This window comes from Weizmannia agrestimuris, from assembly GCF_943193165.1.
In the GTDB taxonomy this organism is placed as follows: Bacteria; Bacillota; Bacilli; order Bacillales; family Bacillaceae_C; genus Weizmannia; species Weizmannia faecalis.
The window spans coordinates 52,052-74,106 of sequence record NZ_CALPDC010000008.1; the positions used below are offsets into that span (position 1 = coordinate 52,052).

Sequence of the window (22,055 nt, forward strand, 5' to 3'; positions counted from 1 at the left end):
AAAATTGCTATGGATCGCGCTATTTTGACAAAACAGAAAAGGTGGTTTGCCAAGTGGACTGGTTAATTAAAGGCGGGATGGTTTTAGATGAAAAGGGAGAATCGGTAAAGCGGGATATCCGGATCAAAGATGGAAAAATTGCGGAAACCGGCTCGGAACTGAAAGAAGCGGGCGAACAGGTATATGATGCAACGGGGCTTACGGTTCTCCCCGGGTTTGTCGACTTGCATGTGCATTTGCGGGAACCGGGGTTCGAACAGAAGGAAACGATCCGCACCGGGACGATGGCCGCGGCAAAAGGCGGGTTTACAACGGTAGCGGCGATGCCAAACACCAAACCGGTTACCGACCGGCCGGCGCGCCTTTTGTCTCTAAAGGAAAAAATCAGCCGGGATGCAGTTGTGCGCGTGCTCCCTTATGCTGCCATCACCCTTGATGAAAAAGGCGGCGAACTCGTGGATTTTGCCGGTTTAAAAGCAGCAGGCGCCTTCGCGTTCACGGATGACGGCGTCGGCGTGCAGGAAGCGGGGCAGATGCTAGCTGCGATGGAACAGGCAAAAACACTCGGTATGGCGGTCGTCGCCCATTGTGAAGACAATTCGCTCATCCGGGGCGGCTGCGTGCATGACGGATCTTTCGCGGCGGCGCACGGGTTAAAAGGGATCCCTTCCGTATGCGAGTCGGTGCAGATCGCCCGCGACGTGTTGCTTGCAGAACATACAGGCTGCCATTATCATGTCTGCCATATCAGCACGAAAGAATCCGTCCGGGTTGTTCGTGACGCAAAACGGGCCGGCATTCCAGTGACAGCCGAAGTGACACCGCACCATTTGCTCCTTTCTGAAGACGACATCCCGGGCCCTGATGCCAACTGGAAAATGAACCCGCCGCTCCGGTCGAAAAGAGACCGCGACGCCCTTATTGAAGGCCTTTTGGATGGCACGATTGATTTTATCGCCACTGACCACGCTCCGCATACCGCGGAGGAAAAAGCAAAAGGCATTGAACAGGCGCCATTTGGCATCACCGGATTTGAAACAGCTTTTCCGCTTTTATATACACATTTTGTTGAAACCGGCATATTTACGCTAAAACAGCTTGTTGACTGGATGACAATAAAGCCGGCTAGCGTGTTCGGTCTTCCATACGGGACGCTGAAAACAGGGGCACCCGCCGATATCACGGCAGTTAACCTGGCAGAAGAAAAAACAATTGACCCGGATCGCTTTTTATCGAAAGGAAAAAATACCCCGTTTTTGGGGTGTGTATGCAAAGGCTTCCCGCAAGCCACATGGGGAAGCGGAAAACTGGTATGGGAAAAGGAGCTGGCATTGAAATGAAAAGGCAACTGCTCTTGGAAGACGGCACGGTTTTTAAAGGGGAAGGTTTTGGCAGTGAAAAAGCGGCTTACGGGGAAATCGTTTTTACAACCGGGATGACTGGTTACCAGGAGACATTAACCGACCCGTCTTTTTACGGCCAGATCGTCACGTTCACCTACCCGCTCATCGGGAACTACGGCATCAACTGGAACGATTTTGAAGCGGTAAAGCCGTATGTGAAGGGGGTCGTGGTGAAAGAAGCGGCTTCGTACCCGTCAAACTGGCGGAGCACCTTAACGCTCGATACCTTTTTAAAAGAAAAAGGCATCCCCGGTATATCCGGCATTGACACCCGGAAACTGACAAGAAAAATCCGCGCTTTCGGTACGCTCAGGGCCGCCCTTTGTGCCGAAGACGAAGATCCGGAAGCCGTGATCAAAAATCTTCAAGAGAAACGAGCTATTCATGATGCCGTTGCACAAGTATCCACAAAGAAGCGTTACGAAATGGAAGGGCCCGGCAAACATATTGCCCTTGTCGATTTCGGCGCGAAAAAAAGCATTTTAACCGAACTTTCAAAACGAAACTGCCGCGTTACCGTGTTGCCGTATGATACAACGGCGGCGGACATTTTACAGCTCCGGCCGGATGGGGTGATGTTGTCAAACGGTCCCGGCAACCCGAAAGATGTCGCTTGTGCGGTTGATATGGTAAAAGGCATACTCGGGAAAGTGCCGCTTTTCGGGATTTGTCTCGGGCACCAGCTGTTTGCGTTAGCGTGCGGCGCCGATACGTTCAAATTAAAATTCGGCCACCGCGGCGCGAATCATCCTGTCCAGGACATCGAAACAGGGAAAACGGTGATCACCTCGCAGAACCACGGCTATGCGGTCGATGAACATTCGCTTGCCGGAACAGACCTTATCGTAACGGAACGGGCATTGAACGACGGCACGATTGAAGGACTGGCACATCGCAAATACCCTGCTTTTACCGTCCAGTACCACCCGGAAGCATCGCCAGGCCCGCACGATTCGAACCCGTTATTCGACAAGTTTTTAACCATGGTTGAAAAACAAAAGGAGGAACAAACCTATGCCAAAACGCACTGATATCGAAAAAATTCTTGTGATCGGATCCGGCCCGATCGTGATCGGCCAGGCTGCAGAATTTGATTACGCCGGCACGCAGGCCTGCCTTGCTTTAAAAGAAGAAGGGTATCATGTCGTTTTGGTCAATTCCAATCCGGCAACGATTATGACCGATACGGAAATGGCGGATAAAATCTACATCGAACCGCTTACGCCGGCATTTGTCGCCCGCATCATCCGCAAAGAACGCCCGGATGCCCTCCTGCCGACGCTTGGTGGCCAGACCGGTCTCAACATTGCAATGGAACTGGCGAAATCCGGCATCCTTGACGAGTACGGCGTCGAAGTGCTCGGAACAAGACTGGGCGCCATCGAGCAGGCGGAAGACCGGGAAGCGTTCCGCGAACTGATGGGAAAACTTGGCGAGCCGGTGCCGGACAGCATGATCATCCATACACTCGAAGAAGCTTACCGTTTTATCGAAAAAGCGGGCTACCCGGTCATCGTCCGTCCGGCTTACACGCTGGGCGGAACGGGCGGCGGCATCTGCCGTAATGAAGAGGAGCTGATCGAAACCGTATCAGGCGGATTGCGCCAGAGCCCTGTCCACCAGTGCCTGCTCGAAAAAAGCATTGCCGGCTTTAAAGAAATCGAATACGAAGTGATGCGCGACAGCGAAGACCATGCCATCGTCGTCTGCAACATGGAAAACATTGACCCGGTCGGCGTCCATACCGGCGATTCGATTGTCGTCGCCCCAAGCCAGACGTTAAGCGACAAAGAATACCAGATGCTGCGCAATGTTTCATTGAAAATTATCCGCGCCCTCGGCATCGAAGGCGGCTGCAATGTACAGTTCGCGCTTGACCCGGACAGTTTTCAATATTATGTAATCGAAGTCAACCCGCGCGTCAGCCGTTCATCTGCGCTCGCTTCGAAAGCAACCGGATACCCGATTGCGAAACTGTCAGCGAAAATTGCAGTCGGGCTCACGCTGGCCGAGATGAAAAACCCGGTCACCGGCACTTCTTACGCCAATTTTGAACCGGCGCTTGATTATGTCGTCACAAAAATTCCGCGGTTCCCGTTCGATAAGTTTGAACAGGCATACCGCAGACTTGGCACGCAAATGAAAGCAACGGGCGAAGTAATGGCGATCGGCCGCACATTTGAAGAATCGCTGTTAAAAGCAGTACGGTCGCTTGAAATCGGCGTCCATCATTTGGAACTCGAGGAAGCATCCGGTATGGGCGTGATCGAAAAAAGGATCAAAAATGCCGGCGACGAACGCCTTTTTTACATCGCAGAAGCGCTAAGAAAGGGTGTCACGATCGGGCAGCTGCATGACTGGAGCAAAATCGACTTGTTTTTCCTTCATAAGCTGGAAAACATCATCCGCTTTGAAAACACGCTTCAGGAGGCGCAATGGGACAAAGAGGCGGCCCGGAAAGCAAAAGAAATGGGCTTTGCCGATCAGACGATTGCCGGGCTGTGGAAAACGACAGAAGAAAAAGTGTACGCATGGCGCAAAGAGAATGGCATTTTACCGGTCTATAAAATGGTCGATACATGTGCCGGCGAATTCGCATCAGAAACGCCGTATTTTTACGGTACATATGAAGAAGAAAACGAATCGGTTGTGACAAACAGAAAAAGCATCATTGTCCTCGGTTCCGGCCCGATCCGGATCGGCCAGGGAATCGAGTTTGACTATGCAACCGTCCATGCGGTGTGGGCAATCCAGGAAGCCGGGTACGAAGCGATCATCATTAACAACAACCCGGAAACCGTCTCCACCGATTTCAGCATCTCTGACAAGCTCTATTTTGAACCGCTGACGATTGAAGATGTCATGCATATCATCGATTTGGAACAGCCGGAAGGGGTTGTTGTCCAGTTCGGCGGCCAGACGGCGATCAATCTCGCGGAACAGCTCGCAAACCGCGGGGTGCGCATTCTCGGCACTTCGCTTGAAAATCTCGATCGTGCCGAAGACCGCGACAAATTCGACCATTTGTTAAACCGGCTCGGCATTAAACGCCCGCTTGGAAAAACCGGCACTTCGGCGGAAGAAGCCGTCCGAATTGCGGCCGAAATCGGCTATCCGGTGCTCGTGCGCCCGTCGTTTGTGCTCGGCGGACGGGCGATGGAAATCGTCTACCATGAAGAAGACTTGCGCCAGTATATGAAACACGCGGTGAAAGTCAGCCCGAACCAGCCGGTTTTGATTGACCGCTATGTGACAGGGCAGGAGTTTGAAGTCGATGTGATCGCGGACGGCCGGGATATTTTAATCCCGGGCATCGTGGAACATATTGAACGGGCCGGCGTCCACTCCGGCGACTCGATCGCAGTCTATCCGCCGCAGCGGCTTTCCGAGGCATTAAAAGCGGAAATGGTGGAGACGTGCCGCAAGCTTGCTTCAGAGCTTGAAATCAAAGGGTTAATGAACATCCAGTTTATCGTCTCGCACAATGAACTCTTTGTGATCGAAGTGAACCCGCGCTCAAGCCGGACGGTTCCGTTTTTAAGCAAAATTACCGATGTCCCGATGGCAAAACTCGCGATGAAAGTGATTTTAGGCGAATCGCTTGAAAATCTCGGCTATGGCACCGGCTTGAGGCCGGAAAAAGCGGAGGTGTTCGTGAAAGTGCCGGTCTTCTCTTTTGCAAAATTGAAGCGGGTGGAACCGACACTCGGACCGGAAATGAAATCGACGGGAGAAGTGATGGGTTGCGACCGTACATTTGAAAAAGCGCTGTACAAAGGGCTCGTTGCAGCAGGCATGAAGCTTTCGCCGGATGGCAGCATCCTGTTTACGGTTGCCGATAAAGACAAACCGGAAGCCCTGCCGCTTGCGAAACGCTTTGTCGAGATCGGTTTTACCTTAAAAGCAACGGCGGGAACGGCAAAATTTTTAAGGGAAAACGGCCTGGCTGTCGAAGAAGTGGAAAAAATTGGCGGCGAAGGGGCGACCGTGCTCGACTCGATCCAAAGGGGCGATGTGCAATTTGTCCTGAACACGATCACAAAAGGCCGGGAATACGAACGCGACGGCTTCCGGATCCGCAGGGAAGCAGTCGAATGCGGCATCCCGTGCCTGACTTCGCTTGACACAGCAGCAGCCATCGTATCCATTTTGGAGTCGATAAGTTTTTCGATCATGCCGATGGAGCAGGGAGTAAAGCAGGCGGTGCACGCATGATCCAGGAATATATGATCGTGAAAAGCAACCGGCTCATTGCGCAGGATATTTGGGAAATGGTGCTTGCAGGCAGTTTGGTCCGGCAAATCGCCCGCCCCGGCCAGTTTGTTCATGTGAAAGCGGGAAGCGGGTTTGATCCCCTGTTGCGCCGTCCGATCAGCATCGCGGCGGTGGACCGCAAAAACGGCGCGCTCACCTTGTTGTACCGGGTGCAGGGAAAAGGAACGCGCCTGATGGCAAACATGGCACCCGGCGCACGGCTCGATGTGCTCGGCCCCCTTGGCAACGGGTTCCCCGTGGACGCGCTTCGCCCCGGGCAAAAAGGGCTCCTTGTCGGCGGTGGCATCGGGGTTCCGCCGCTGTACGAGCTGTCCCGGCAGCTTAGAGCAGGCGGCGTTGAAGTCCGCCACGTGCTCGGGTTTGAATCGGCCGCCCACGCTTTTTACGTAGAAAAGTTTTCAACCCTTGCCCCGACATCCGTCGCAACGGTGGACGGTTCATGGGGGACGAAAGGGTTTGTAACGGATGTACTGGCGGCGGAGAATTGGACGTTTGACTGTTTGTACGCATGCGGCCCGGCTGCGATGCTGCGCGCATTGGAAGCGGCATACCCGGGGCAGCGCGGCTTTTTCTCGCTTGAAGAACGGATGGCGTGCGGAACCGGCGCTTGCTACGGGTGCATCTGCCGCCCGAAAAATGACCCAACCGGCACCGCTTCGAAAAAAGTATGCAGCGACGGGCCTGTATTTGAAATGGGGGAGATCCTAATATGACCGAGTTACCTGAACACCATGATGAAAGACGGGAAGTAAAGCGCCATGTTCCCCCGGATTTACCTGAACATCATGGTGAAAGACGGGAATTAGAGGGTCGTGTTCTTCCGGATTTGCACGTCGAACTGCCGGGCTTGTCCTTGAAAAATCCGGTCATGCCGGCATCGGGCTGCTTCGGTTTCGGGCGTGAGTACAGCCACTGGTATGATTTGAGCGAACTGGGCGCGATCATGATTAAAGCGACAACAACGGAACCGCGCTTCGGCAACCCGGTCCCACGGATTGCGGAAACGGAAGCCGGCATGCTGAATGCAATCGGCCTGCAAAATCCGGGGCTGGAAAGTGTGCTTGCGGAAGAGCTCCCGTTTTTACAGTCATATGATGTCCCAATCATTGCGAATGTAGCGGGCTCCACTTTTGAAGATTATGTCTACGTGTCCGCCCGCCTTTCAAAAGCGCCGAATGTGCACGCGCTTGAACTCAATATTTCCTGCCCAAACGTGAAATCCGGCGGCATCGCATTCGGTACCGATCCGGAGATGGCGTTTGAACTGACACGGCAAGTAAAAGCTGTTTCGGAAGTGCCGGTGTATGTAAAACTTTCCCCGAATGTCACGGATATTGTGGCGATTGCCAAGGCAGCAGAAGCCGGCGGTGCCGACGGGCTCACGATGATTAACACGCTCCTCGGCATGAAAATCGATTTGAAAACATCGCGCCCGCTTCTCGCCAACGAAACAGGGGGGCTCTCCGGACCGGCCGTCAAACCGGTTGCCGTCCGGATGGTTTACGAGGTGAGCCGGGAAGTGGATATCCCGATTATCGGCATGGGCGGCATTATGACGGCAGAAGATGCAGTGGAATTCTTATACGCCGGCGCCAGTGCAGTCGCAGTCGGTACCGCGAATTTTATTGATCCGCTCGCCTGCCCGCGCATCATCCGCGAACTGCCGACGCTGATGGAACAGCTCGGCGCCGAAAGCATTCAAGATCTGATAGGAAGGAGCCACACGCAGCATGCATAAACCGATCATCGCCCTTGATTTTTCATCGGAAGAAGAAACGCTCACTTTTTTACAGCAGTTTGGCGGCGAACCGCTCTATGTCAAAGTGGGAATGGAACTGTTTTACCAGACCGGCCCTTGTTTGATTGCTGCCCTGAAAGAAATGGGGCATGATATTTTTCTTGATTTAAAGCTGCATGACATTCCAAATACCGTGGGGCGGGCAATGAAAGGGTTGGCACGGCTTGGAGTGGATATGGTGAACGTCCATGCCGCTGGCGGTTCGGACATGATGAAAGCCGCTTTGGCTGGTTTGGAAGCCGGCACCCCTGCAGGGAAAAAACGCCCGGCGATTCTCGCAGTAACACAGCTAACAAGCACCTCTGAAACGCAAATGCAAAAAGAACAGGGCATTTTAAAACCGCTGCGCGAATCAGTGTTGGATTACGCTGTGCTTGCTTATGATGCAGGGCTTGACGGTGTTGTCTGCTCCGCTTTTGAAGCCCCTGATATTACGGCGCGGCTCGGCGGGGCGTTTTTGAAAGTGGTGCCAGGCATCCGGCTGGCCGGAGATGATGTTTCCGATCAGAAACGTGTCGTTACACCTGCGAAGGCAAGGGAACTCGGTTCGACCGCAATTGTCGTCGGGCGTTCGATTACGAAAGCGCCCGACCCGTACGAAGCTTATTTAAAAGTGAAACAACAATGGGGGAACGAATAATGGAAAAATACATTGCCGGACAATTGCTTGACATTGAAGCTGTTTTTTTAAAACCCGGTGAACCTTTTACATGGTCATCCGGAATCAAATCGCCAATTTACTGCGATAATCGCATTACATTGTCCTATCCGAACCTGCGGAAAGAAATCGCCATCGGACTGAAAAAGCTGATCGAAGCACACTTCCCGGAAACGGAAGTGGTGGCAGGAACGGCAACTGCCGGGATTGCCCACGCCGCTTTTGTCAGCGACCTGATGAATTTGCCAATGGTATACGTCCGTTCGAGTGCAAAAACACACGGCAAGGGCAACCAGATCGAAGGGCGGGTTTCCACCGGGCAAAAAGTTGTCGTTGTCGAAGATTTAATTTCAACCGGCGGCAGCGTGCTCACCGTTGTCCGCGCATTACGGGAAGCCGGCTGCGAAGTGCTCGGCGTTGTCTCGATTTTTACATATGAACTTCCGGCTGGAGCGGCAAATTTTGCAAAAGAAGGCATCACCGCTTACTCCTTATCGAATTACTCCACACTGCTTCAGGTTGGCGTAGAAAGGGGGCTGATCCGGGAAGAAGACTTGGCGACACTCGAGGAATGGCGGCGGGAACCGGAGGAATGGGGGAAATCCAAAAAGGGCTGAACAAGATACTTTGGTTTGCTATTAAAATATGGCAAAAGTAAGCTTACTGTTGTTTCAGAGAGGCATTTAAAAGGACAAATGAAATCGCGGGACCATAGCAAATTTTTTTTGGAGTATTCAAGACAAAAAGGAGCCGCACCTAGGCCTGAAATGTTTTTTTCAAGCTGTCAAAAGGACAAAACACCCTGCATCCGGGCTCGGAATGTCTTTTTGAAGCTGCCAAAAGGACAAAACACGTTGCATCTGGGCTCGGAATGTCCTTTTGAAGCATTCAAAAGGACAAAACGCGTTGCATCGGGGTCCAAAATGTCTTTTTGAACCTGTCAAAAGGACAAAAGGAGTCGCGACTGGACCTAAAGTGTCCTTTTGAAGCAGTCAAAAGGACAAAACAAGCTGTATCTGGGCCCGAAATGTCTTTTTGAAGCTGCCAAAAGGACAAAACAAGCTGTATCTGGGCCCGAAATGTCTTTTTGAAGCTGCCAAAAGGACAAAACACGTTGCATCTGGGCTCGGAATGTCTTTTTGAAGCAGTCAAAAGGACAAAACAAGCTGTATCTGGGCTCGGAATGTCCTTTTGAAGCAGTCAAAAGGACAAAACGCGTTGCATCGGGATCCAAAATGTCTTTTTGAAGCTGCCAAAAGGACAAAAGGAGCCGTGGACCGGAGCAAAATGCCCTTTTGAAGCATTCAAAAGGACAAAAGGAGCCATGAACCGGAGCAAATTGTTCTTTTGGAGCATTCAAAAAGACAAAAGGAGCCCGTGGACCGGAGCAAAAAGTCCTTTTGGAGCATTCAAAAGGACAAAAGGAGCCGTGGACCGGAGCAAAAAGTCCTTTTGGAGTATTCAAAAGGACAAAAGGAGCTGTGAACTGAAACAAAATGTCCTTTTGAAGCTGTCAAAAGGACAAAAGGAGCCGTGGACCGGAGCAAAATGTCCTTTTGAAGCATCCAAAAGGACAAAAGGAGCCATTGACCGGAACAAAATGTCCTTTTGGAGTGTTCAAAAGGACAAAAATAACCGGGGAACTGAGCATATTTGGTCTTTTTGAAGTGTCAAAATACCAAATGCTTTTCCCCGGTAGAATTTCTAATTCATAAGTTTGTGATCATCAATTACTCATAGTAAGACCATCTTCCACCTCTGAACTTATTGAAATTTTTTGCCAGTATCCTGCTCACCTTTTTTTCGAGTCCACAATCCTGCACCAGTCAAAAATATCATTTGTTGTAATCTTCCGCTCTGGAAACAACATCCGAAATTCTCTGACACTGCGGAGGACCGCGGCCTCAACAGATTCAGCATGTCCACAATCCTCACAAATCATTGCATGCCCTTTTACCGCACAGGAAAAAGAACCACAAGCGTCGCACACAATGCCTTTCCGCAATTGATCATACTCATATTTCGGCAAATGAAGAAAAGGCGATTCTTCTATATGCAGCGAAGATAGCTTTTCTGCCAGCCTTCTATGCTTTCCGCTCAGCTTTGCAGAAATTGCATTCAAATCTTTCATATACCGTTTTAACTGATTCGGGAAAATAAATGGCGCACTTAGGGGTGCCTGGTACAGGGTAAATTCGGGGTTTACAAAAACAACGGAAGCCGAGACCGGCATATTGAAACCGAGCGAGAGAATCAACTGCCGGAAAAGCGATTCGCAACGTTTAACCTGAAGCAGCGGATTGTTGATTTCAGACTTATTTTTTGTAAAAATTCTGTCCCGATCGTAATAAAAATCGCCTTCATAATTTTTCACTTCAAACAGGTAAATGGTTTCGCCGGTAATCATGAGGGCATCAATCTGGAACGTAGCATTGTTGCAGGAAAGCCGCAAATCATTCAGTACAAAACAATCACATGTAAGTGCTCCTGTTAAAGAGTCAAAATACCGTTCACCTTCGTCCCCTTTTTCCAAATTCCGGAGATACTGGATGTCTTTTTCATGGAGTTTCATCCGGTTGTTCAGCGACTTTAAAAGAGCACATTCAAGTGAAGTTTTTCTTTCCTTGAAAAGCATCGTTCACATCCTTTCTAAAATTCAGACTTCACACCCATTATAAGCTACTTTTTGTATAATATAAATATCAATTTTCGCAGGTGAGCAGATGAAAAATTTACGGATTGAGCAAACGAATGAAATGATATTGGATAAATTCGGAATGGGCATAGTAGAGTTTCTGATCAGCCAGACTCATCTCGCATCAAGGCTGAATAGCGCCAAGTCAGAAACCATTAAAAGGAATCCCGGCTATTCAAACGGGGACATCGCGAAGGCCTATATCGGGCTGCTTTGCCTTGGAAAAAATAAGTTTGCTGAAATTGAACCGTTACGGAGCGACTATGATTTCCGTACTTTTTTAAAATTGGAAAGGGTTCCCTCGCCGGCTGTCTTGGAGCACCGCCTGGACGAGGCAGCTTTATCAGAAGAATGGAAACAGATCATCCTTGAAGAGTCTCTTCACCTGCTTCGCAAGGCTGGTGCACCTATCAACTCGGTGACCGTACATGGCAAAAGTTTTATACCGGTGGATGTTGCAATGCCGTTTGCTTTTATTGGAAAGGAAGGGTACTGCCTTTCCTTTGGACAAGAAACAAGCGTGTCGGTCCGTGCTGCTGAACAATTGGCGGAAGGGGCTTTCCTTTGGCGGCTCGAGGCAAAAGAAGGATCCGAAATTGCGGCAAAACTGCTGGACCTTCACATCGATTTTGTGATGAAACTTCAGACAGATGCTAGCACTTGGGTAGAAACTGCACGGAAACACGGCACATGCTCATCCGAACGGGAAGGAAAAAACGTTTACTTTGGATCTGTTGCGGAAACCAACACGACAGCCGGGGCAAAAAAACCAGCCTATTATGTTTTTAAACTCATTGAAACAACCATTGATAAAAACGGGCAAATCCTTTTGATTCCAGAGTATGAAGCGGATGTGTACATGACAACGCTCGATATTCCGCCGGAAGCTGTGCCAAGGCTTTACGACGAACACCGGAAAGTCTGTAAATCGTTGATACGGGAATTTAGGTTTGATCTTGGTTTTAAACAGCTGCCTTCCCGGAATAAAAAAACGAATGAGCTTGCCCTGCATTTTGGCATATATGCTTACAATCTGCTTCGCTTTGCCGGTCAGGGAAAAGCCCGAATGAAACGAATACGTGAGACTATCAGGGATCTGCCAAAGATGGTGATTAAAGAAGTAGAGGCAGAAGAATAAGATTGAACTTTAAATTTTTACATTGGGACAAATCGATCAATTTGCATACAGAATTTTCGCCCACCCGTAATACAGCCCAAACCGCAACCGAAGTATAACCCCGCCCTCGCTTGTGTGCCGGTAACCCTAACAGTAACGTCTTCTCTACGATCCGATAACACAAACAGCATGGATTCGTCACCCATTCCGCCTGTACGCAAGCGGGGTCATCTCTGTTTTCCGCTTGAACAGTCGGTTGAAATAGGGAGGGTCCTCAATCCCGACGTCTAGGGCAATTTCTTTTACGCTTTTATTGGAGTAGCGGAGCAGTCTTTTCGCGGTGTTGATCCGAAAATGGATTAAGTACTCAATCGGGGGGATGCCGATGTAGTGCGTGAATTCCTTGCTGAGCTGGTACTTGTTCAGGCGGCACACCCGTTCCAAATCCTGCAGGGTAATTTTTTCTTTAAAATGGTCCTCCAAAAATTTTTTTGCTTCTATAATGTAATCGGGAATGTTTTCTTCCTCAAATGCAAGATCGTATTTCTGGATCAGCACTTCATTCAGCATTTCATGGATCAACAGCGAAATCCGGAACTCCGCCTTTGCATTCCGCGTTTCGACAAGCGCCATGATCTCATCAATGATTTGGGAAATGCGTCCGTTTTTTGCATGAAAAACATTGCTGCCGTTTTTCATAAATTCCCCGTAAAAAGCATCCGCATTCGGCCCGTAAAAATGGATCCAATCCATCTCCCACGGTTCATCGCTTATCGTGCTGTAATGTTGGTAATTCATGCAGTCGATGAAAAAAACATCCCCTTTTTCAAGCGTATATTCGCGCCCTTCATAAATCAATTTCCCCCTGCCGCCAAACGTATATTTTAACAAGTACGATTTCAAATGCTGCCTTTCTGTAAAATACGGTTTCATCGCTTTAAAATGGCCGATTTCCTGCACATAGTAAAACAGCTGGCGCGCCCGCTGCGACGGCGTGTTAAAACAGCGGATGGAGTCATCTGTCCAGGAATAGTCGGCTTTTTCCCAGTATTGTTCCATTTCGCTCCCTCTCTTCAAATTGATTATGCCATATCCTTCACAACCTTGCCAAGATCGTACAATGGTTTGCCAATATTGTTTCATGAAATCTTTTTTGATAACGTTTACGATAGGAATGTAAACGTTAAATTTTAATAGATGCAATGCTTCATAGAAGAAGCAGATGATGTAAAGATAATGCAATTTTGAAGGTGGAAAGGAGTGAGAAAATGATCCGGAATTACATCGCTATTGACATTGGCGCTTCAAGCGGACGGCTGATTGCAGGCACCTGCCGGCATCAAAAAATCGAAATCAAAGAAATTCACCGCTTCAAAAACGGTTTTACCAAACGGGACGGCCATGACCGTTGGGATATCGGCCGGCTGATTGAAGAAATTTTTACAGGCCTGGAAAAAGCCAAAAAGATGGGCATTGAAGCGTGTATGCTCGGCATTGATACGTGGGCGGTCGATTATGTGCTCGTTGACAAAAACGGCGACCGGCTCCAGGATCCGGTCAGCTACCGCGATCCACGGACGGTTGGCGCGATAGAAGCGCTGACGTCCAAATATTCAAAGGAATTCATCTATAAAAAGACCGGCATCCAGTTTCTTGAATTGAACACGCTGTACCAACTGTATGCCGAAGATAAAAATCTTTTGGAAAAAGCGGATAAAATTCTGCTCATCCCGGATTACATCGGGTATGTGCTGACGGGAAAGGCCGTTTCTGAAGTGACAAATTCTTCCACAACACAGATGCTGAACTTGCGTGACAAATTATTCGATAAAGACTTGCTCAACCATGTCCATGTCAGTGCCGATAAATTTGCCAAACTGGCCGATGCCGGCACGATTTTGGGCGCAATCAAATCGGAGTGGTACAAAAAATACGATCTTCCGGCATGCCAGGTTGTCACGGTTGCAACCCATGATACCGCCTCCGCTGTCCTCGGTACGCCGGCAGAAGGCGATTCCTGGGCATTCTTAAGCAGCGGGACATGGTCGTTGCTCGGCATGGAATTGAATGTGCCTGTCACAAGCGAGGAAGCATTCAGGGAAAATTACACAAACGAGTGGGGCGCATATGGCACTTACCGCTTTTTGAAAAACATTATGGGCATGTGGATCATCCAGGAAATTGCCCGGCATTACGACTACCGTTATACCTATGCCGAAATGGCGGAACAGGCCGGAAAATGCAAACCGTTTGCGCAATTTGTTCATGTCAACGACCCGCGCTTTAACAATCCGGAAAACATGGTGAAAGAAATTCAAGATTACTGCAGGGAAACCGGCCAGGCGGTTCCGGAATCGATCGGGGAATTGACAAACTGCATTTACAGCAGTCTGGCGCTCTGTTACGCAGTCGAGCTGGAAAAACTCGCCGCGATCACGGGACGGCCCATTGACCGCCTGTACATTGTCGGAGGCGGCAGCAATGTAAGCCTTTTGAACCAGCTGACCGCAAATCTCGCAAATGTCGAAGTCTCAGCCGGCCCCCAGGAAGCAACCGCTATCGGCAATCTCCTTGTGCAAATGATCGCCAAAGGGGACATTCGGGACATCCGTGAAGGAAGAAAAATCGTCCGGCAGTCGTTTGCAATCAAATCTTACAAGCCGCAGCAGGGCAATTGGAAAGCGGTAATCGACCGTTACAAAAAGGCCTTGCTTGAAACGGCAAAATGAAAGGGAGCGGAAAAGAATGGGAAAAAAAGAAGAGATCATCCGAAATTATGAAACTGCAAAACAGCGGTATGCGGAAATCGGTGTGGATACAGATGCGGCGCTTGAAAAATTGCAAAAGATTAAAATCTCGCTGCACTGCTGGCAGGGTGACGATGTCCGCGGCTTTTTAAATCCGGATAGCGACCTGACCGGCGGCATTATGGCAACCGGTAACTACCCAGGGGCGGCACACACGCCTTCCGAGCTGCGCAAAGACCTGGAAAAAGCATTCTCTCTGATACCGGGTAAGCATAAATTGAATCTGCATGCCATTTATGCGGACACGGATGAAAAAATTGACCTTGACACCATTGAACCAAAACATTTTGCTTCGTGGGTGGACTGGGCAAAAGAACAGGGGCTCGGCCTTGATTTTAACCCGACATTTTTCTCGCATCCGATGTATAAAGACGGTTTTACGCTCGCCTCCCCTGACAAAGCCGTGCGGGATTTCTGGGTGGAACACGGGAAAAGGACGCGGAAAATTGCCGAGTATTTTGGAAAAGAAACAGGGCAAACGAGCATCAACAATTTCTGGATTCCGGACGGTTATAAAGACAATCCGATAGATACGCTCGGACCGCGCCGGCGTTTAATGGAAGCGCTCGATGAAATTTTTGCGGAACCGCTCAATCCGGCTTATACGGAAGATGCGGTGGAAAGCAAATTGTTCGGCCTCGGCGCAGAAGCCTATACAGTCGGTTCCCATGAGTTTTATATGGGCTATGGTATTTCAAGAAACAAACTGGTCTGCCTTGACGCCGGCCACTTCCATCCGACAGAAGTGATTTCCAATAAACTAAGCGCCCTTTCTCTCTTCAGCAAAGGGCTTATGCTCCATGTCAGCCGCCCAGTGCGCTGGGACAGTGACCATGTCGTCATCATGGATGATGAACTGGCGGCAATCGGCAGGGAACTTGTCCGCAACGACTTGCTTGAGAAAACGAATATCGGCCTTGATTTCTTTGATGCCACCATTAACCGGGTTGCAGCCTGGGTAGTGGGCGCCCGCAACACACAAAAAGCTTTGCTGAAAGCGCTGCTTGAACCGACAGATTTCTTAAAACAAAAAGAACTGGAAGGCGATTTTACTACCCGCCTCGTCTATACAGAAGAACTGAAAGACTTCCCGTACGGCGATGTTTGGCACTATTTCTGCGAAGCAAACGGGGTGCCGGCCGGGCTTGGCTGGCTGGAAGAAGTCCAAAAGTATGAAAAAGATACGTTGCTTGTAAGGGCGTAAACAAGGAAGGGGAAGCACATGGCAAACATAAAGACGAAATTGAATATCATTGAAGCACCTTTTACACAGGAAATGATGAAAACAACCGCCAATTTGTACCGGCTTGGCTGGGACGAACGGAACGGCGGGAATATCAGCTATCTTCTCAAAGAAGAAGAAGTGGCGCCGTATCTCGATGTGAACGCCGTTATCCGGGCCATCCCGGTCAAATTCGACGCAAGGGCGCTTGCCGGCAAATATTTTATTGTCACCGGTTCCGGGAAATATTTTAAAAATGTGGCCGACAACCCTGCTGAAAACCTCGGTTTGATCCGTGTCGCACAGGACGGGCAAAATGTTGAACTGCTTTGGGGGCTTGAAGGGGGCGGAATGCCGACAAGCGAGCTGCCGTCCCATTTTATGAGCCATATCGCAAGGCTTGAGGTTGACCCGGAAAACCGGATTGTCATGCACAACCATGCGACCCATTTGCTCGCAATGACCTTTACCCATCCGCTTGATGAAAAAGCTTTTACGCGCACGCTTTGGCAAATGTGCACGGAATGCCTTGTCGTATTTCCGGAAGGTGTCGGCATCATTCCGTGGATCGTGCCGGGCACAAATGAAATCGGTGAAGCGACGGCAGCGAAAATGAAAGACTATCGCCTCGTCATTTGGCCGCATCACGGCATTTACGGTGCCGGCCGCACGATGGATGAGACATTCGGCCTGATTGAAACAGCAGAAAAAGCGGCACAGGTTTACACCTATGTCCAGGCGCAGGGCGGCATCAAACAAACGATTACCGACCGGCAGCTGAAAGACTTGGCCGATGCGTTTGGGGTCGTGCCGCGGGAAGGATTTTTGGGAGAATAAAGGATGGAATGGCGCATGCGACCTCTTAAAAATGTTGACATTCCGCAATCGCTTGATAAACTCGGTGTCAAAGAAGAAGATATCCCGAACCTCGCAAAAGATGCGTATGCCGATGTGTGCACGGGTGGCAACCCGCGTGATACAAGTGTCGAAGAAATCGAAGGCTTGTACAAATCCATGCTGCATGATCCGGTTGTGAAAGCTTAAGGCTGAAAAACGGATGACCCTGGGAAATGGGTCATTCGTTTTTTTCATCATATTATCGTATTATAGTAGTAACGTTATTTTTTGGAGAAGGGAGTTTCCAAGTTGAAAATTGCTTTTATTGCCCATGATAAAAAGAAAAAGGAAATTGTAAACTTTGCGGTTGCCTATGAGCCGGTATTCGCCGACCATGAATTGTACTCGACCGGCACAACCGGCAAGAGGATTATGGAAAAAACAAATTTGAACATTACCCGCTTCAATTCCGGCCCGCTCGGCGGCGACCAGGAAATCGGCGCAATGATTGCCAAAAATGAAATGGATCTCGTTTTCTTTTTCCGTGATCCACTCACGGCCCAGCCGCACGAACCGGACATTACCGCTTTACTCCGCCTTTGCGATGTCTATTCGATTCCACTTGCCACCAACATGGGTACGGCCGAACTGCTTGTCCAGGGCTTAATGCGCGGCGATTTAAACTGGCGCAACCTCGTGCATGAGAAGGAGAAGAAGAACAGGGGGGAATAAGAATTTCCACCATATTTCATACTTCGGTTTACCGGAAAAAACGATTAGCACAGACATTTTGCAGCCCCCCTGGTTTCATACCCCGGGGGCATTTTCGTTTTCACTTCAGCCCAAACATGGTAAGATGGAAAAGCGCAAATTTTTGCTTTCTGGGGTGGAAAAAATGGACAAGGCGGAAATGCGAAGAGAAATGATCGGCCGGTTAAAGCGGTTGGATCTTAACGAAAAGCAGGCCATCGAAGAAAAACTGCAACAAATTTTGTTTTCATCCGATATATGGAAAATATCCGGAACGGTTGGCGTGACGGTCTCCCAACATTTCGAATGGGATACGCGGCGGATCATTGAAACCGGGTGGGCGCAGGGAAAAACGATTTGTGTGCCAAAATGCGTGCCAAAAGAAAAAGCGCTCGTCTTTTACCAGCTGGATGATTTCACACAATTGAAAAAAAGCTTTTTTAACCTGCTTGAGCCGGAACCGGAAGAAACGGTAAAAATTGAAAAGCAGGCCATCGATCTGCTCATTGTTCCAGGCCTTGTTTTTGACAAAAAAGGCTTTCGCATCGGTTTTGGCGGCGGTTATTATGACCGATTTCTTGCCGGTTTTCCCAATCAGACCGTGTCTTTGATTCACTCGTGCCAATTGAAGGCGCATGTCCCTAGCGAATCTTATGATATTCCGGTGCGGCAAATCGTGACAGAATCCGGAATGTTGAAAGTGAATGGAGGGGTTTCATGAAGAGTAGAACGTTTGTCATGATTAGCATTGTCTTGGCAATGCTTGTGTCATCGATTGACGCAACGATTATGAATACCACGATGCCCGTCATTGCAAAAGAACTCGGCCGCTTTGACTTGTACGCATGGGCATTTGCTTCCTATATGATCACCAGCACCATTTTATCACCGGTTGCGGGCCGGTTATCCGACTTGTTCGGAAGGAAGAAAGTGTTCGGGTTCGGGATCGTGTTTTTTTTCTCCGGATCGCTTTTATGCGGCATGTCCTCCGGGATGATTGAACTGATCGTCTTTCGGGCTATTCAGGGCATTGGGGCAGGTTTTATGGTCCCGTTTCCGGCCATTATCGCAGGAGACCTGTTTGCTGTTGAAAACCGCGGGAAAATCCAGGCATTGTTTACCGGTATGTGGGGATTATCCGCTGTCCTGGCGCCGCTTTTAGGCTCGTTTTTTGTAACGTATTTATCGTGGAGATGGATTTTCTTTGTAAACCTGCCTGTCTGCCTCATCTCATTTTTAACACTTTTGCCTTATAACGAGCATTATGCGCCGAAAAAAGCGCGTGTCGATTACATAGGCGCTGCATTATTTGCCGTTGCGATCACACTCCTACTTTTGGTCACGGTCGTACACCGCAATTACTTGTTGTTTGCAGCAACCGGAATCATCTTTCTTCTCCTTTTTTATTTTTATGAAAAAAGGCAGGATTCCCCGATTGTGCCGCTTTCGATGTTTAAAAATAAGACATTTGCCCGGATGAATGTCAACTCCTTTATTGGGACAGTGGCGTTGTTCGGTGCTTCCAGCTATGTGCCGCTGTTTTTGCAGAAAGTAACAGGGCTGTCACTGCTCATGAGCGGGGTTGCGCTGCTTGGGTCGTCGATCGGCTGGATGGCCGCTGCAGTCCCTGCCGGAAAATGGATATTGCGGTATGGCTACCGGAGGCTGTTATTAATCGGGAACGGACTTTTGCTTGTTTCGGGTGTATGTTGGATCTTTTTAAATCCGGGGCACGGGTTTTGGTACGTTTTTCTCGTTATGATTGTCCATGGCGCTGCGTTCGGGTTGCTTTCGACGGTCGGGATTATCGGTTCCCAGCAAATGGTGAGCGCCCACGAAAAAGGGATCGCCACTTCGTTTTTTATGTTTTGCCGGAACATGGGAACTGCGATCGGGGTGACCGTAATGGGCGCCTTTCTGACAAGCGGGTCCACCTACATGCAGGGCATTCACCATTTATTCCTGTTCGGCTTTTGCGGCAGCATTTTGGCCCTTTTAACTTCTTTTCTGATTCATAATGATGCGAGTGAAAGCGGAAAAACAGCAGCAAATCAATAAGGCTTATCCCGGGCTTGGCAAGGACTCTGACAGTGCTGGCAAAATTTTATAAAATGCAGGCCAGAAGCCGGTTCTTTCGCAGATCCATGATTTTATCATATTGAGGCGGAGTGCTGACAAACCTAAAAAAAACCCGTTTTAGCTTATCAGGCTAAAACGGGTTTTTTGCTCCTCAGTCGGGGGAGTCTGTTTCTTTTTTTAATTGCATTTTCCTTTGCTGGTCCTGCGGTTTTTCAAATACCCCAACGGTTCGAACGGTAAAGGAAAGGGCAAATCCGATGACTGCCAGGATGAGCGTGAACATAAAACCGTACTGGACGCCGTTTGTTAATGCTGCTGCGGCATGTTGTCCGCCGGCTCCTGTATAAGCGTGTTCACCTGCAGCCAACAATGTGGCAGACAAGGCAGTGGCAATGGCGCCACTCACTTGCTGGGCGGTATTCATGATTGCGCTGCCGTCAGGGGACATTTCTCTCGGCAATGCGTTCAGCCCGTTCGTTTGCGCCGGGGACATAACAAGCGGCGCGCCGATCATGAGCAAAAGATTCGCTGCAATCACGAAAAGAAAAGAAGATGTTGTTTGGACACAGATAAACATTGCACCCGCTGCGATGCAGATCAGAAAGCCGATTCTGACAAGCCATTTTGCGCCGTATATATCATAAAACTTGCCCGAGATAGCTGACACAATCCCGTTTACAATGCCCCCTGGCAAAAGAAGGATGCCGGTAAGCGCGACAGCTACCAGTTTTCCGCTCTGCCAGTACATCGGCAGCAAAAGCATAGACGACATGATAATACTGAAGACAATCATAATCATCAGCGTGCCAATAGTGAACATTTTATGCTGGAAGGCACGCACATTCAGCATCGGTTTTTCCATTCGTAATTGCCGGATGGAAAAAATCACGAGAGCCGCAATACCGATTGCAAGGGCTACAATGACTTTTGCATTTCCCCAGCCTGAATCCCCCGCTGAACTGAAGCCGAAAACAATTCCGCCGAAACCGATCGTGGACAGCACGATAGAGAGCACATCGATTTTTGGCCGGGTGACTTCATTTACATTTTTACAAAAGATGGCGGAAATGATCAGGGCAGCAACCAAAAACGGCAGCATGACCCAGAAAATCCACTGCCATGTGAGTTTGCCCAAAATGTACCCGGCTGCAGTTGGGCCAATTGCCGGCGCAAACATAATGACAAGCCCGACAACGCCGAGTGCCGCGCCTCTTTTATGCGGCGGAAAAATCGTCATGACCGTATTAAAAATGAGCGGGATGAGAATGCCGGTTGCGATTCCCTGAACGAGCCTGCCGATGAGTAAAAAGGGGAAGGTGTGGGACACGGCTGAAATGAGCGTGCCAATAATAAATGCGCTTAATGCACTTAGCAGCAGCTGCCTTGTTGTAAACCATCTGATCATTAACCCGGATACCGGCACCAGCACGCCGACAACAAGCAAATATCCGGTTGTAAGCCATTGGACGGTGGAAGCGGTAATGTGCAGATCTTTCATCAATGAAGTTAATGCAATATTTAAGGCTGTTTCGCTGAACATGCCGATAAAGCCGCCAATTAAAAGCCCAAGCATAATCGGAAATTTTTTATAATCACTTTGCAATGGTAAAATCTCCCCTTTATTTTTAAATAGACCGGTCAGTATAATTTGGAGAAAAAAGAACATCAAATGTTCTTTATTATTTTTGGGATTTGTTCTGCAACTAATTGAAAATAGGAAGCGTCCTTGTATGTGATCGACATCGTCATCGCGCCTTCGATTAAGATATGAAACAAAACAGCGGTTTGCCTTGCGCTTTCCTTTGTGTAGCCTTTTTTCATCAGATAATCGGTATCGGTTGCGATCCATTCCTCATACGCATTTTTGCACGCTTCCCTGATATTTTCGTTAAGGTTCGCACTTTCCGAAGCGAGCAGGCCGATCCGGAAGTCCGGTTGATCGCCAAATACTTTTTCAGCGACATGTAAAAGTTGCGCCTGCATGGCTTCAATCGGATCGTCGCAACCGGCAAGCAACTGCTCCAGTTCCTGCCTTACTTCAACCTTGACGCTGTCAATTGCGGCAATTGCAATTTCTTCTTTCCCGTTTGGAAAATGGTAATATAAAGAGCCTTTCGGTGCGCCGCTTTCCTCAATGATTTGATTGATGCCGGTCGCATGGTAGCCCTGCACCTGGAAAAGTTTTTTTGCCGCCTGGATAATTGCTTCTCTTTTACTCTTTGCCATCTTTTCTCTCCTTTTTTGTACAGAACGGTCTAACGAAAAATATATCATTGATTGACTTTATTGTCAAACAGCCGTTTTTTTAAAATAGCTCTGTTAAACATTTATGTTGATATTTACTAAAATCAAACATTCTTCCTATAATAACAGTAAGGAACAGGTCAGCGTTTTGGTTGCGAGGGATCGTCAAA

General features: G+C 49.1%; 18 protein-coding genes and 1 pseudogene. 15 read left to right on the forward strand and 4 right to left on the reverse strand.

Going from position 1 to position 22,055, the window contains the following annotated elements; genetic code table 11:
* Positions 1–53: 53 nt before the first annotated feature.
* From pyrC to pyrE, 7 genes are read left to right on the forward strand one after another with little or no spacing between them, the layout of a single operon-like run.
* Positions 54–1,340 (forward strand): dihydroorotase, encoded by a 1,287-nt coding sequence (pyrC, locus tag NFR98_RS05670; protein WP_035181881.1) that lies wholly within the window; start codon positions 54–56, stop codon positions 1,338–1,340.
* Complete coding sequence (locus NFR98_RS05675) at positions 1,337–2,434, forward strand: carbamoyl phosphate synthase small subunit (protein WP_035181880.1); 1,098 nt, start codon at positions 1,337–1,339, stop codon at positions 2,432–2,434. The genes pyrC and NFR98_RS05675 overlap by 4 nt, the downstream gene beginning before the upstream one ends.
* Complete coding sequence (carB, locus tag NFR98_RS05680) at positions 2,418–5,618, forward strand: carbamoyl-phosphate synthase large subunit (RefSeq protein WP_251459807.1); 3,201 nt, start codon at positions 2,418–2,420, stop codon at positions 5,616–5,618. Before NFR98_RS05675 ends, carB begins: the two co-directional genes overlap by 17 nt.
* Entirely contained in the window at positions 5,615–6,391 is a 777-nt protein-coding gene (locus tag NFR98_RS05685; protein WP_251459809.1) for a dihydroorotate dehydrogenase electron transfer subunit, read from the forward strand. The genes carB and NFR98_RS05685 overlap by 4 nt, the downstream gene beginning before the upstream one ends.
* Complete coding sequence (locus tag NFR98_RS05690) at positions 6,388–7,416, forward strand: dihydroorotate dehydrogenase (protein ID WP_277613370.1); 1,029 nt, start codon at positions 6,388–6,390, stop codon at positions 7,414–7,416. The genes NFR98_RS05685 and NFR98_RS05690 overlap by 4 nt, the downstream gene beginning before the upstream one ends.
* Positions 7,409–8,116: an orotidine-5'-phosphate decarboxylase gene (gene pyrF / locus NFR98_RS05695; RefSeq protein WP_251459811.1), complete on the forward strand. Its 708-nt coding sequence runs from the start codon at positions 7,409–7,411 to the stop codon at positions 8,114–8,116. The genes NFR98_RS05690 and pyrF overlap by 8 nt, the downstream gene beginning before the upstream one ends.
* Positions 8,116–8,751 carry an orotate phosphoribosyltransferase gene (gene pyrE / locus NFR98_RS05700; protein ID WP_014095533.1) on the forward strand — a complete coding sequence of 212 codons (636 nt, stop codon included), beginning with the start codon at positions 8,116–8,118 and terminating at the stop codon, positions 8,749–8,751. The genes pyrF and pyrE overlap by 1 nt, the downstream gene beginning before the upstream one ends.
* A gap of 1,113 nt (positions 8,752–9,864) precedes the next feature.
* Here pyrE and NFR98_RS05705 read toward each other — a convergent pair.
* A pseudogene (locus tag NFR98_RS05705) lies at positions 9,865–10,769 on the reverse strand (nuclease-related domain-containing protein).
* 88 nt (positions 10,770–10,857) lie between these two features.
* On the opposite strand from NFR98_RS05705, the gene NFR98_RS05710 reads away from it, so the two are divergent.
* Entirely contained in the window at positions 10,858–11,967 is a 1,110-nt protein-coding gene (locus tag NFR98_RS05710; RefSeq protein ID WP_251459813.1) for a transposase, read from the forward strand.
* Between the two features lie 177 nt (positions 11,968–12,144).
* On the opposite strand, the gene NFR98_RS05715 is transcribed toward NFR98_RS05710, so the two are convergent.
* Complete coding sequence (locus NFR98_RS05715; protein ID WP_046720817.1) at positions 12,145–13,005, reverse strand: helix-turn-helix domain-containing protein; 861 nt, start codon at positions 13,003–13,005, stop codon at positions 12,145–12,147.
* 212 nt (positions 13,006–13,217) lie between these two features.
* Here NFR98_RS05715 and rhaB point away from each other — a divergent pair, with 212 nt between their 5' ends.
* From rhaB to NFR98_RS05750, 7 genes are all read left to right on the forward strand, one after another.
* On the forward strand, positions 13,218–14,675 hold the full coding sequence (gene rhaB, locus NFR98_RS05720; RefSeq protein ID WP_237682177.1) for a rhamnulokinase: 1,458 nt from the start codon (positions 13,218–13,220) through the stop codon (positions 14,673–14,675).
* A gap of 16 nt (positions 14,676–14,691) precedes the next feature.
* Complete coding sequence (gene rhaA, locus NFR98_RS05725; RefSeq protein ID WP_061577751.1) at positions 14,692–15,957, forward strand: L-rhamnose isomerase; 1,266 nt, start codon at positions 14,692–14,694, stop codon at positions 15,955–15,957.
* A gap of 18 nt (positions 15,958–15,975) precedes the next feature.
* On the forward strand, positions 15,976–16,812 hold the full coding sequence (gene rhaD, locus NFR98_RS05730) for a rhamnulose-1-phosphate aldolase (protein WP_019721982.1): 837 nt from the start codon (positions 15,976–15,978) through the stop codon (positions 16,810–16,812).
* A gap of 3 nt (positions 16,813–16,815) precedes the next feature.
* The gene (locus NFR98_RS05735) at positions 16,816–17,019 is read left to right on the forward strand and encodes an iron-containing alcohol dehydrogenase (RefSeq protein WP_014095526.1); all 204 of its coding nucleotides are present in this window, start codon (positions 16,816–16,818) and stop codon (positions 17,017–17,019) included.
* A 102-nt stretch (positions 17,020–17,121) separates the two neighbouring features.
* Positions 17,122–17,544, forward strand: coding sequence for a methylglyoxal synthase (mgsA, locus tag NFR98_RS05740; RefSeq protein WP_014095525.1), 423 nt, complete (start codon positions 17,122–17,124; stop codon positions 17,542–17,544).
* 163 nt (positions 17,545–17,707) lie between these two features.
* Positions 17,708–18,283 (forward strand): 5-formyltetrahydrofolate cyclo-ligase, encoded by a 576-nt coding sequence (locus NFR98_RS05745; protein ID WP_014095524.1) that lies wholly within the window; start codon positions 17,708–17,710, stop codon positions 18,281–18,283.
* Positions 18,280–19,620, forward strand: a complete 1,341-nt coding sequence (locus tag NFR98_RS05750; protein ID WP_017552216.1) for an MFS transporter — start codon at positions 18,280–18,282, stop codon at positions 19,618–19,620. The genes NFR98_RS05745 and NFR98_RS05750 overlap by 4 nt, the downstream gene beginning before the upstream one ends.
* A 172-nt stretch (positions 19,621–19,792) precedes the next feature.
* On the opposite strand, the gene NFR98_RS05755 is transcribed toward NFR98_RS05750, so the two are convergent.
* Both NFR98_RS05755 and NFR98_RS05760 read right to left on the reverse strand, forming a co-directional pair.
* The gene (locus NFR98_RS05755) at positions 19,793–21,214 is read right to left on the reverse strand and encodes a DHA2 family efflux MFS transporter permease subunit (protein WP_251459817.1); all 1,422 of its coding nucleotides are present in this window, start codon (positions 21,212–21,214) and stop codon (positions 19,793–19,795) included.
* A gap of 92 nt (positions 21,215–21,306) precedes the next feature.
* Positions 21,307–21,867 (reverse strand): TetR/AcrR family transcriptional regulator, encoded by a 561-nt coding sequence (locus NFR98_RS05760; protein WP_014095521.1) that lies wholly within the window; start codon positions 21,865–21,867, stop codon positions 21,307–21,309.
* Positions 21,868–22,055 lie beyond the last annotated feature (188 nt).